This is a genomic window from Streptomyces sp. NBC_00490, assembly GCF_036013645.1.
GTDB lineage: Bacteria > Actinomycetota > Actinomycetes > Streptomycetales > Streptomycetaceae > Streptomyces > Streptomyces canus_F.
Map to the genome: position 1 here is coordinate 9,663,495 of NZ_CP107869.1, position 11,776 is coordinate 9,675,270.

Below are 11,776 nucleotides of genomic sequence, written 5' to 3' on the forward strand. Positions count from 1 at the left end.
CCTTCCCTCGGAGGCACTTCGGCCCCTATTGCGTCTTCATGGCGCGAGCGCAAGTACGCGGCGGCCTCCTGCCGTGTTCTGGTCACCCCACCGGGGGTTCACTCCGTCGGCTGCTCACCCCGCCCGCACGCCCGGCGCTGGTGGCGACGGTGGTTCGCGTCCTCCTGGGCCAGCCGTCGCAGCAGCCTGACGACCGGCTCGAACAGCACGGTGAGGACCACCGCTCGCTCGGCGAGGGCGATGCGGTCCTCGATCCCGTCGAACTGCGCGAAGTCCAGGTCCGCGGTGGAGGTGGCGAGCCGTGCGTAGGGGACGAGGTCGTCGGCCGTGTAGTCGGTGCCGAGGCGGCTGAGTGCCGCGAGGCTCTCGGCGAGTGCCGGGCGGTGCGGCGACGCGTCGGAGATCTGCCAGCCCATGTTCTCGATGAGAGCCTCGACCCTCGCGGCGGCTCCGCCCGGTGCCACGTCGCCGGCGGCGCTGTCCGGACCGGCGCCGTCCTCGTCGTCCGCGCCATGCTTCCCGCTCGGGTCCTCAGTCTCCGCGGACGGAACGGGCAGCGCGTGATGGACGACGCCCAGAGTCTCGAACGCGTCCAGCGGGCGGTCGACGGCTTCGAGCACTTCACGGGTCCGGGCGACGGAGAGCCCGCCGAGCTGGATGAGGGAACGGATCAGGCGGAGCCGCTGGAGGTGCTCCTCGTCGTATTCGACCGTCGTGGGGTTCAGCGCGCGGCCCTCGGGGAGCAGCCCTTCCCGGCGGTAGTACTTGATGGTCGCCGCCGGTACCCCGGACCGTCGGCTGAGCTCTGAAATCCTCATGCGCTCCCTCACGCTCAACTGTCCCACCAGTATCGCGTTACCGGGGGTTGCCCCACCTGGCTCGATAGTGCCACTATCAGGCACTCGGTAGCGACACTATCGAGTGCCTCTCCGGTGTGCCCGCTGCTCCGTGCGCATGGACCAACATGCTCCCGCGGAAGCCGCCCGCACCCACGCGGTCGCACCCGGCCGCAGTTCCTCCCCCCTGCCCCGGGCCCGCCCAGCCAGTTCTGGGCCCGGTCGTCCCGTACGTCTCGACAACGGAGAACCCCACCATGTCCCAGCGAATCGGCAAGACCCACTGGAAGCGCTTCGTCATCGGAGCGGTGCCGACGGTGGCCGCCACGGCCGCGGTCGCCGTCTCCATGGCCCAGGGCGCGCTGGCCGCTTCGTTCAGCATCTCCGGTTCCGACTTCCAGGTCTCGGCCGGCAAGTTGAGCGGCACCGGATTCGGCAACTACGCCACAGTCGACGTCGCCAAGAACGGCAAGCACGTGCCCGTCTCCGTCTCGTCCATCAAGGACGCGACGGTCACCGACATGTGCCAGTCCGTGCCGGTGGACATTCCCGTACTGGGCACCTACACGATGACGCTCAAGGCGGGTGGGTCGGGTACGCCGGTCAAGGCCAAGGACCTGTACATCGACATGACCGACCTCCAGGCCAAGAAGGGCACCTTCACCAACGTCGACATCGGCGTCGCCACCGGCTCCATGACCAAGGGTCAGGTCAACCCGAAGGACAAGGTCGACCCCAACGGCTACGCCCAGCAGGCGGACAAGGTCGAGATCATCGACGCCCACCAGAAGGTCTGGGCCACGACCGCCGGAACGTTCGAACTGTCGGGCCTGCACATGAACATCGCGCCCGGCCGGCACGACTGCTTCTGACCTCGGCCGGCCCCGTCGTCCTCATCCCCCCACGGACCCATGACCCGCTCAAGACTTGGGAGCTGCCACATGGCGAGTGCCGGCGCACCCGCTCACCCCTACCGTGTCAGCGGCTTCACCCGCGCCCGCCAGGACTTCCGGGCCTGGCGGCGCACCCGCCCCTTCTGGGCGGGGCTGTTGGTGCTCCTTGCCGCTGCGCCCATCATCTACTTCCCCTATTTCAACCTGTCCCTGGGCGCCTTGTCCGTGGCGATGTCCACCACCGCGGGGGCCGGGTCCCTGGTCATCGGCCTGACACTGATCGTCCTGGGCGGCCTCCTCTGGTTCCAGCCGATCATCAGGTTCTTCGCCGGCTGCGTCGCGGTGTTCCTCGGCGTGCTGTCGCTTCCCATCTCCAATTTCGGCGGGTTCCTCGTCGGCACGTTGCTCGCGGCGACGGGAGGACTCCTGGCTCTGGCGTGGGGCCCGGTGGACCAGGGCCCGGAGTCCGTACCCGACGGCGCTGAGGGACCGTCAGCCGCCGTCGGCCGGGCGGGAGGAGAGGAGGAGTGAGCGACCAGTCACCCGACACTCGCGGCGAGGTCGCGGAAGCCCGCCTCGTTCGACTGCCGAGAGGCCGACACGCCGGCCCGCGTACGTCCGCACTGACGCGCCTGCGTCTGCCGGTCGGGAGGGCCCTCGCGCTGACCGCGTTGCCGACCGCCCTCATCCTGGGCAGTCAACGTCTGCCCGAGTCCGTCGACACGAGCGCCACCGCGGCGCTCTCCGTTTCCGAAGAGGGGCCGGGCGGACCGGGAAGCCGCGGTGTCGACTGTGCCCGTCCCGACGGCACATCACCTTCGGCGACGAGCGCTCCCGCAAGCCCCACCTCGTCCGCTGATCCCCGCACGTCCAGCCCTCACCCGGGCGGAGCGCACGCCAAGCCGTCGCAGCACCCGGACGCCGAGGGAGCGGGTCCGCCCCCGGCACCACCTGCCACTCCCACCCCCTCACCCAGCGCCACCTCCGCCGCAACAAGCCTTACGGACATCCTCGGTTCGCTCCTCCGCGACGACGCCGAGCAGCAAAGCCCGTCACCTGACGCGAGCCCCTCACCCCACGCAAGTCCCTCACTCCTCGCGAGCCCCTCACCAAGCCCGGTCGCATCGACGCCAGAGGCCACAGCACCGTCCGAGCCCCGGCTCCCCACTGCGCCCCCATCACCCGCCCCCGACCCCCCGACCGCCCACCCGTCGCCCCGACCGGAGCCCGCCCGGGAAACCGCTCGCACCTGCGACATCAGTGACCTGAAAGCCCCCGAGGAGCATCAGGCCGGCCGCTTCTCCGCCGAGGCATGGAACATGCGGGGGAGCCGCCTCGACCTGCATGACCTCGTCTTCCAGGGAGTGGTGACCGTGAACACGGCCGCCGGACCGAAGCGGGTACTCAAGTTCTCCGCGGCGGCTGTCACGATCCGCAACCTGAAGATGGCGGTGCCCGTCGGCCCGCAGATCCAGCACATCGACGGAGCGCCCGGTTCCACGTCCACCCTCGAGGGCGACGAGATCACCATGTACGTCGAAAGCCTGACAGGCACCGTCTCCGGCGTCGAAAACCTTCCCGCACCGCCCGTCCTCCGCGTGCATCTCACCCCGGACACCGTTCCGGAGTGGCTCTACGACACGATCGGCGAACTCGGTCTCAAGCTTCAACTCAGCCTGGACGACGCCGACATCGACCAGGCAGGACAGACGGGCGGACAACTCGCCATCCCGGGGATTCACGGGTACGGCACGCCTCGCTGAAAGCGGGCCGCAAGCGGCTACGGCTCGGCAGAGGCGCCGAAAGCACCCCGGCTTTCCACTTCCGCTTGCGTGTGGAAACCGGCCGGTTTACAGTGAGGCGATGTGAGACCGATCGGTTTCCTCTCGAGTCCGGGAGTGCACGATGGCGACAAATCGGCCGATGGCACTGGTGACGGGCGCCTCCTCCGGCATCGGCAAGGAAACCGCGCTCGCGCTGGTCGCGGCGGGTTTCGAGGTGGCCGGCACAGGCCGGGACACCTCACGCGTCACCCCGCTCCCGGGCGTGACGTTCTTCGACCTCGACGTGGTCAGTGACAAGTCGGTGACCGCCCTGGTCCAGCAGGTGATCGACCGGTTCGGGCGGATCGACGTCCTGGTCAACAACGCCGGCATCGGCTCGATCGGCGCGGCCGAGGAAACCTCCCTCGCGCAGGCCCAGGGCGTCTTCGACACCAACGTCTTCGGAGTCATGCGCATGGTGAAGGAGGTCCTGCCGCACATGCGCGCCCGGGGACGTGGGCGCATCATCAACCTCTCGTCCGTACAGGGGTTCATCCCTGCTCCCTACATGGCGGTCTACGGCGCCTCCAAGCACGCGATCGAGGGCTATTCCCAGTCGCTGGACCACGAGGTACGGCAGTACGGCGTCCGGTCGCTCCTCGTCGAACCCGCCTACACCAGGACCGGGTTCGAGGCCAACAGCGCGAAGCCCGACACGCCTCTGCAGGTCTACGCGGACCAGCGGGACGTCTTCGACCGTCTGATGACGGAGGCGATCAAGGGTGGTGACGACCCCGCCGTGGTCGCCAAGGCGATCGTCGCGGCAGCGACCGACGCGAAGCCGAAACTGCGCTACGCCGCCGGCCCCATGGCAGGACGCGCGCGCCTGCTCCGCTTCGTTCCTGCCCGGGTCCTGGACAAGCAGATCCGCACGATGAACAAGCTGACCGGCTGACTCCCACGCCACCGTCGAAGAACTGATCGACCTGTGCCACACCCTGTACATCGCGGCCTACCGAGCCATCAGCGATCAACCCTGACCACGTCCCGGTCGCCTGCTCGCGGGGCGGTCATCCGGCCGTAGCCGACCGCCCCGACCTGGCGGACCGGCCCCGCGACTGGCTCGCACCCCGCGTGTGGAATGCTCAGCGGTCACCGGCGCTGTCCACGACCAGGACGCGCGCCCGCTGGAGGGAGTGCAAGGAGCGTCATGAACACCGCAGCACGACTGCGCGGCCAGGTCACCGCCATGCGCCCACGCGACCCCAAGCCCGCCCTCAGCTCCACAGCGCGCCATGTCGCCCACCCCTGAGCGAGGCGTCGACGCCGAGACTGTCAGGCGAGAGATCCTCGACGAGGGCTCGGGGTCGGAGCCGTATGTCCTGCGCGAGGCCCGGGTCACGGGGATGCTACGGCTCGACGGAGCCGAGATCCGGCGAGCGGTGCGGTTCGAAGCCTGCCTGTTCGACGAGGCCGTCAGCCTGGAGGGCGCGACGACGCTCGCCGTGTCCCTGGTCGGCTGCACACTGCCCGGACTGAGGGCGTCGACCACCCGGTTTGGTGGGCGGCTTGACCTGCGCCGATCGGTCATCGGCGAGCGCGACGGGACCGAGAGCGCCGTGGACCTGGTGCACGCCGACATCGCGGGCGGGGTCCGGCTCGACGGTGCCCATCTGGTCGCGCCGGGGCGGGTCGCCCTGGAAGGGGGTGGGCTCATCGCCCGTGGCGGCGTCTTCTGCGAGGACGGCTTCCACGCGGAGGGCGAAGTCGGCGTCCCCGGAGCCGAGTTGCCGGGCGGGCTGTGGATGCGCGGGGCGCGGATCAGTGTCGGGGCGCCGGACGCGTTGGCCTTTCACGGAGACGCCGTGAAGACATCGAACGTGCGGCTCCAGGGCCTGCGGGCCGACGGCCGGATACGCCTGCGCGGCGCACAAGTGGATGACCTGGTCTCTCTGCGGGATGCCGAACTCACGGGGTCGGGCTCTTCGTTGATGTGCGTGGGCATGCGGACCGAGGCGCTCGACCTGCTGTTCGCCCAACCGCCCACGGGCGGCGTGAACCTGCGCAACGCACACGCGGGCCGACTCCAGGACGACCCCCGCACCTGGCCCACAACGCTCGGCCTCGACGGATTCACCTACGACTGGCTCGGCGAGACCGCGGGCACACGCCGCGAGGACGTTGCGAACCGGCTCGCGTGGCTGCGCCACCAGCCGGTCTACGCGCCGCAGCCCTACGAGCAACTCGCCTCGCACTACCGGCGCTCCGGGCACGAGGACGAGGCCCGCCGCGTCCTCCTGGTACGGGAGCGACAGCGCCGGGCGACGCTCGGCTCGGCCGGCCGGGTCTGGGGCTGGCTGCTCGACGCGACCGTGGGCTACGGGTACCGGCCATGGATCGCCGGGATCTGGCTGGCGGTGCTCACACTGCTCGGCTCGGTCGTCTTCGCCGCGCACACGCCCGTACCGAACAAGAAGGGCGAGGGCGCACCGTTCAACCCCGTCGCGTACGCCCTCGATCTGATGATGCCGTTCGGCGGGCTCGGCCAGCGCGACGGATGGCACTGGGATGAGGGGGCCGTGCAAGGGCTCGCGTACGGGCTGATCGCGGTCGGCTGGATCCTGACAACGACGGTCGTGGCGGGCGTGACGCGGACGCTGAGCCGCAACTGACCCGGCTTCGGCGCCGGTTCGCTCTTGTGGCAACTCAACCGCCGTGTGCGCCACCCTCATTGAGGACGGCACACATGGCGGCACCTCCGTGACCACCTGCGGCTCGGGGTCTACCTCCCGGCTGCGGCAAGCAGCACATCGACCAGGCGCTCGGCGGCATCGGGGCGACCGTGCGCACGGGCCCGCTCCGCCATGGCCGCGCGTTGTGCCGGGTCCGTCAATAGCGGTGCCACGGCGTCCCGTAGCCGCTGGGCGGACACGTCGTCGATCAGTGCGACGGCGGCTCCGTTGTCGGCCAAGTGGCGTGCGTTGTGGGCCTGTTCGTTGCCGGCCGAAGTGGCGAGCGGGACGAACACGGCCGGTTTACCCAGGGCGGTCAGCTCGGCGATCGTCCCCGCGCCGCTGCGGGAGATCACCACGTCCGCCAGCGCCAGGACGTCGGGCAGCTCCGCCCCCACGTACCCGGTCAGGTGATAGCGCGCCGCACCCCACGCGGGCAGATGCCCGGTCTGCCGGCGCAGCTCCTCGACGTTGTCCCGCCCGCACTGGTGGATCACGTTGGCGTGCTCCACCAGCCACGGCAGCACGTCCCGCACCAGAGAGTTGACCTGCTGGGACCCCTGCGCGCCGCCGGTCACATAGACGGTGGGCAGACGCGGGTCGAACCCCTGCAACCCCAGGGCGTCGACCGCCTTCTGGGCCTGTCCGGTGAACACCTCCGGTCGTACCGGGTTGCCTGTCACCACCGCGGCGGCGCGCACGCTCTCGGGCAGGAGCGGCAGTGTGGAGGGTGAGGACACCGCGACCCGCGTCGCCGCCGCGGCCAGGGTCCGGTTGGCCAGCCCCAGTCGCACGGTCTGCTCGTGCACGACCAGCGGGACGCGGCACAAACGGGTCGCGGCCACCCCGACCGGGACCGCCACGTAGCCGCCCGTCGCCAGCACCACATCCGGACCGAAGCGGTTGATCGCTTTGCGGGCCTGGAGCACACCGAGCGGAACGCGGCTCATGTCCGCGATGTTCGCCGGGGACACCATCTTGATCGGGTTCTTCGACCGGCGGATCTTGCCCACCGCCACCGACTCGAAGCCGATGCCCTCGGCCGCCGCAACCCGTGACTCCAGGCTGTCCGCCTCTCCCACCCACAGGACATCCAACCGGCCGCCCTGCGCCGCAAGTCGGGCCTGAAGCGTCCGCACCGCGGTAAGGGCCGGATACGTGTGACCGCCGGTCCCACCACCCGTGACGAGCAGACGGAAGGGACGGTGATCGCTGTTCATGCTGATGGCTCCAGTTGCTGCGATGCGGGCCGGGACGGAACCCCCGGACGGATCCGCGGGCTTGCCCCAGAGCCTGCCACAGCAAGGCCGCACCGGCGGCGTCGCGGGTCGTTGGTGACGGTCAGTCGTCTCCCGAAGTCCGCCACCGGGGAAGAACATCCGCGGCGATCTGGTCGTCCACCGACCGCGGTGCGGAGAAGGGACCCTGCGCACGTGGCCACGGGGCGACGACATCGGTGAACCCCAGCTCGTCGGCCCGGCCCAGGAAGTCGTCGAAGCAGTCGGCCGACTGGACACCGAGCACCGGTGCGGCATCGGTCTGCAGCATCCGCCGGAACTCCGGGTCGGCCTCGCGTCCGTGCGCCGCAAGGGCAGCCGTCATCCGGTCGCTCGCCTCCGCGACCAGACGCCACCACGCGTCGAGACCCTCCGCCGTCCCGCCGATCGTCACCCACCCCTGCCCGTACCGCGCCGCGACGGACGCCGCCCCGGGACCGTTGGCCGCCACGATGAACGGCAGCCGCGGCCGCTGCCGGCACCCGGGCACCGTACGAGCGTCGACGGCGGAGTAGTAGTCACCCTGGAAGGAGACATGGTCCTCGCACAGAAGCCGGTCGAGCAGCTCGACGAACTCGCCGAATCTGCGAACCCGGCTCTTCGGCGCCCCCGTCCCGAAAACATCGACGTCGTACCCGCTCTCCGCGCCGGCACCGACGCCGAGAGTGAGACGCCCCTCGCTGATCTCGTCGAGACCGATCAGACCGCGCGAAAAGGCCACCGGATGGCGGAAGTTCGGGCTTGCCACCAGCGTGCCGATTTCCAACCGCGACGTGACCAGTGCGGCGAGGGTCAGCGTCGGCACCGTGCCGTACCACGGGCCGTCGAGCAGTCCGTCCCAGCCGAGATGGTCGAACGTCCAGCCGTGATCGAAACCGTACTCTTCGACGCTTGCCCAGATCTTCCGGGCGGATTCCCCGGAGTACTCCGGCAGCACCGTCATCCCCACGCGCATGCGCGCCTCCTCGTCCTGTCCGCGCAGTCTGCCGCCGTCTGGCGCGAAGCCCATGCGCAAGGCATGAGGCCCCGGGCGACTTGAGCGACGAGCATTCGAGTCTTCCGCATCGGTGATCGACTCGCAGCTCGATTTCTCCGTGGACGTCGCGGACCTTCACCGATTGTCCGGGCAGTCCCCGCAGGGCTCAGATGCGTACGACGGCGAAGTCGGGCAGGTCGGGGTAGAGCTGTTGCCTTGTCTCCGTCACGCACTCCACGACGACCGGCTCGTCGCGGGCGGTGACGGCGAAGTCCGTGGCGTTCTGCTCGGTGCCGGCGACGCGCACCCCACGGCCCTCGAGGCACTCGCCGACGGCTCGTCTCAGCGACTGGTCCATGACCTTGCGGTGCTGTTCGACGTATGTGGGCTCGATCATCGACAGATGGCCGAGGTTGCAGCGTTGGACCCGGTCGTTGTACGTCGCGGGGTCTCCCGACGGTGTGATGTCGTACAGCAGACTCAGTCCGTCGATCGGGCTGGTCACCGGCGCACCGGTGCGGTAGCCGCTGTCCTCGACGCAGCCGAGGAAGCGTGTGATCGCGGTGCGGTACTCGCCCGCTGTCACCCGGTCGTCCCGTAGTGCCCACTGCTGGCCCGGAAGGGGCACGTCCTCGTTCGCCCCTTGCGCACCGCTGTCGGTGCCGGAGGCGCAGCCCGCCACCGCGGCTGCCGTCAGCAGCGCGGTGGCGAGGAAGCGGAAGCGCACCTGCTAGCTCCTGGTCACGTTGCAAGAGTCGCAGCCCCAGTGCAGCCCGTTGGCGGCTCTGGTGGTGGAGGTGTGCGAGGTGTAGGCGTTCTCGCTCGACCCGTAGGCGCGAGGTGTCCACCAGCCGGTGCCGTACTCGATGGCCGAGCTCAGCCGACCGCTGCAGTCGCCGCTCTGCCTGCGGGTCTGGGCCCAGTTGTAGCTGCCGGTGAACCCGCTGGAGACGTAGTTCGTCCCGCAGGAGCGGCTCACCGCCCGGTTGTTGCCGAGCGCCTGCGCTGACGGCGTCGCGAGAGTCGAGACCAGCACGGCGAGGACACCCGTCGCCGCCACCTTCGACAGCCGTCTGCCCGCGAGAATTCGTCCCATCACTTCTCCTCCTAGATGGAAGCCAGAGCCGGACGTGAGCCCTGCGGCGCACGTCCCGGTTGGCGCGAACTCATGTTCCCGGGCCGTGACCGCTGCTGTCATGCTCATGCGACCCTGCTGAAACATCGCAGATGAGGGACCTGAGCACTGGGGGAACACCTTGCTCCGCTTTCATTTCACACCTGAGGACCTGACCAGACTCAGGATCGCCACCGCACCGCACCCGCTGTGGGAGATCGCAGCGAGCCTGCACCGCTTCCAGACCCTCGAAGGGCGGTGGGCCTATGCGCCCTGGTACCGCACCGCGCGCTCCGCGTTGTGCAACACCGGACTCGACCGCGCGGTACGGACCGTGCTGCTGCCACTCTTCCCGCGGGCGAGCTACTTCCCGGACTTCCTCACCCCGGCAGACGGCGCCGCGGGCCTCGACGCCGGGCTCGAATCCATCCTGGCCGCACCGGACCGCCAGGTCGCCCGGGAAGTCACCGAGCTCCGCGAGATCGTCGGCGCTCCTGCCTGGACCCGCAAACTCACCGACGGCGCGATGCGAGAGCAGCTTGTCCGTGCGTTACGCGCCTACCACCACGTCGTGATCTCTCCGGTCGAGGAGCGCATCCATGAACGTCTGCACGCCGAGCGCACCCGCCAGACCCGCACGCTGTGCGGTACGGGAATCGAAGGCGTGCTGAACACCCTGGCGCCCTCGATCCGGTGGCGCCCGCCCGTCCTGGAACTCGCCAAATACCCGACCGAGTGCGACATCCACCTCAACGGCCGCGGGCTGCTCCTCATCCCCTCGTACTTCTGCTGGAACACCCCGGTCTCCCTGGCCGACCCCGACCTGCCACCCGTACTGCTCTACCCCCTCCACCACTCGCCCGCCGCCCCCCAGGGCGCCGACGGCCACCTACCGCTGCACGCCCTGCTCGGCACCACCCGCACCGGCATCCTGCGCGCCGCGGCCACCGGCGCCACCACCACCGAGGCCGCCCGGCACGCCGGTGTCACCCCCACGACCGCGAGCCACCACACGACGGTCCTGCGCGACGCCGGCCTGATCACCAGCCACCGCCACGCCAACACCATGCTGCACGCCCTGACGCCCTTGGGGGCGTCCCTGCTGCAACAGAACGAATGGCATCGCGTCCACTGACCGCGTGGGATGGCGTCCCGCCGAGGACATGGGGCGCCATCGCTGCGGTGAGTCTCGCCCGCACCGCCGGGAACCACCACGCACGGCCTGATGACAGCGGCGTCATCGCGGCCGGGCCGGCGCCGGCTGTGACGGCCCTGTGGCCGGAGGAGTGGCTTCCGTCATACTCCGGTTGCCCCCGCCCTGGTGAGGTGACCGGATGCGTACCGCACTTTCCGCCCTGCGCGGCCGTCTGGCGCCACTGCTGGTCCACCTCCTGATAGGTGTCCCCGCGGCCCTCGCCATCCTCTGCACGCGCTGGTACATCGCCTACGGCCACTGCGAGTACGACGACCTGGACCGCCCGGACCTGGACGGCTGCACCTACGACCAGATCGAGGACGGCGGCTTCGCGCTGATCGCCATGATCCTGTTCGGCACTCTGGTCCTCCTCCTGCTCCTCCTCTTCGACGTCCTCCGCCCCCTGTATCGCGGCCGCCCCCTCACACCGCGCCTGTGGACCCTGCCGGCACTCCTGATTCCGTACGTGGTGTACGTGACGAACGGGGGATGGTGAGCACTTGCCGACGCGCACTGGCACGCGCGAAGGCAACGATGCGTTCCATGACGCGATACTCACCCGCGCGGGACGCACGGTCCACGGAATCGCAGGCCACCGAGAGGAGCCGCCAACGGCGTGGCCCGCATCTGGCGTTGGCGGTTAGGCTGCGGCCGAGATGAGTAGGGAAGACAGGACCGAGACCGCCTGCCGGATCTGCGGATACGACGATGGCGACGCGGTGTTCAACGAATATGGAGTGCCGCAGTACGTCATCTGTCCTTGCTGCTACAACGAGTCCGGTATCGGCGACGACAACGTGTCACAGGTCCGTGAGCTGCGCGGATAGTGGGTTGCCAGCGGCCTCTTGTGGCACGACCCGAAGTTCCGGCCGGCCGACTGGGACCTGGTGAAGCAGCTCGGCAACATTCCGCCCGAGTGGCGTTGACCGGGAACGTCGAGTAGAGCTGTCTGGTGGGCCGCCGGCGGTAGCAGATGAGGGTTGCGGCGAT

The 11,776-nt window shown here is 69.8% G+C and carries 13 protein-coding genes; 8 read left to right on the forward strand and 5 right to left on the reverse strand.

The window, feature by feature from the left end; translation table 11 throughout:
- Positions 1-98: 98 nt before the first annotated feature.
- On the reverse strand, positions 99-818 hold the full coding sequence (locus OG381_RS44030; protein WP_327721605.1) for a MerR family transcriptional regulator: 720 nt from the start codon (positions 816-818) through the stop codon (positions 99-101).
- Positions 819-1,093: 275 nt separating this feature from the next.
- Between OG381_RS44030 and OG381_RS44035 the strand changes: the two genes are divergently transcribed.
- The 5 genes from OG381_RS44035 to OG381_RS44055 all read left to right on the forward strand — a co-directional run bounded on the left by OG381_RS44035 (position 1,094) and on the right by OG381_RS44055 (position 6,164).
- Positions 1,094-1,708: a DUF6230 family protein gene (locus OG381_RS44035; RefSeq protein ID WP_327721606.1), complete on the forward strand. Its 615-nt coding sequence runs from the start codon at positions 1,094-1,096 to the stop codon at positions 1,706-1,708.
- Positions 1,709-1,777: 69 nt separating this feature from the next.
- Positions 1,778-2,260 (forward strand): DUF6114 domain-containing protein, encoded by a 483-nt coding sequence (locus OG381_RS44040; protein WP_327721607.1) that lies wholly within the window; start codon positions 1,778-1,780, stop codon positions 2,258-2,260.
- 788 nt (positions 2,261-3,048) lie between these two features.
- On the forward strand, positions 3,049-3,492 hold the full coding sequence (locus OG381_RS44045; RefSeq protein WP_327721608.1) for a hypothetical protein: 444 nt from the start codon (positions 3,049-3,051) through the stop codon (positions 3,490-3,492).
- 160 nt (positions 3,493-3,652) lie between these two features.
- Complete coding sequence (locus OG381_RS44050; RefSeq protein WP_327721609.1) at positions 3,653-4,447, forward strand: oxidoreductase; 795 nt, start codon at positions 3,653-3,655, stop codon at positions 4,445-4,447.
- 340 nt (positions 4,448-4,787) lie between these two features.
- Entirely contained in the window at positions 4,788-6,164 is a 1,377-nt protein-coding gene (locus tag OG381_RS44055; protein ID WP_327721610.1) for an oxidoreductase, read from the forward strand.
- A 110-nt stretch (positions 6,165-6,274) separates the two neighbouring features.
- On the opposite strand, the gene OG381_RS44060 is transcribed toward OG381_RS44055, so the two are convergent.
- From OG381_RS44060 to OG381_RS44075, 4 genes are all read right to left on the reverse strand, one after another.
- Positions 6,275-7,444 carry a UDP-N-acetylglucosamine--N-acetylmuramyl-(pentapeptide) pyrophosphoryl-undecaprenol N-acetylglucosamine transferase gene (locus OG381_RS44060; protein WP_327721611.1) on the reverse strand — a complete coding sequence of 390 codons (1,170 nt, stop codon included), beginning with the start codon at positions 7,442-7,444 and terminating at the stop codon, positions 6,275-6,277.
- A 121-nt stretch (positions 7,445-7,565) separates the two neighbouring features.
- On the reverse strand, positions 7,566-8,510 hold the full coding sequence (locus tag OG381_RS44065) for an LLM class flavin-dependent oxidoreductase (protein WP_327721612.1): 945 nt from the start codon (positions 8,508-8,510) through the stop codon (positions 7,566-7,568).
- A gap of 133 nt (positions 8,511-8,643) precedes the next feature.
- Positions 8,644-9,204: a hypothetical protein gene (locus OG381_RS44070; protein ID WP_327721613.1), complete on the reverse strand. Its 561-nt coding sequence runs from the start codon at positions 9,202-9,204 to the stop codon at positions 8,644-8,646.
- Between the two features lie 3 nt (positions 9,205-9,207).
- On the reverse strand, positions 9,208-9,573 hold the full coding sequence (locus OG381_RS44075) for a hypothetical protein (protein WP_327721614.1): 366 nt from the start codon (positions 9,571-9,573) through the stop codon (positions 9,208-9,210).
- 160 nt (positions 9,574-9,733) lie between these two features.
- Here OG381_RS44075 and OG381_RS44080 point away from each other — a divergent pair, with 160 nt between their 5' ends.
- From OG381_RS44080 to OG381_RS49730, 3 genes are all read left to right on the forward strand, one after another.
- A complete protein-coding gene (locus tag OG381_RS44080; protein ID WP_327721615.1) occupies positions 9,734-10,726 on the forward strand; it encodes an ArsR/SmtB family transcription factor in 993 nt (330 codons plus the stop codon).
- A 199-nt stretch (positions 10,727-10,925) separates the two neighbouring features.
- Complete coding sequence (locus OG381_RS44085; protein WP_327721616.1) at positions 10,926-11,282, forward strand: hypothetical protein; 357 nt, start codon at positions 10,926-10,928, stop codon at positions 11,280-11,282.
- A 160-nt stretch (positions 11,283-11,442) separates the two neighbouring features.
- Positions 11,443-11,613, forward strand: coding sequence for a hypothetical protein (locus OG381_RS49730; RefSeq protein ID WP_443061989.1), 171 nt, complete (start codon positions 11,443-11,445; stop codon positions 11,611-11,613).
- Positions 11,614-11,776 lie beyond the last annotated feature (163 nt).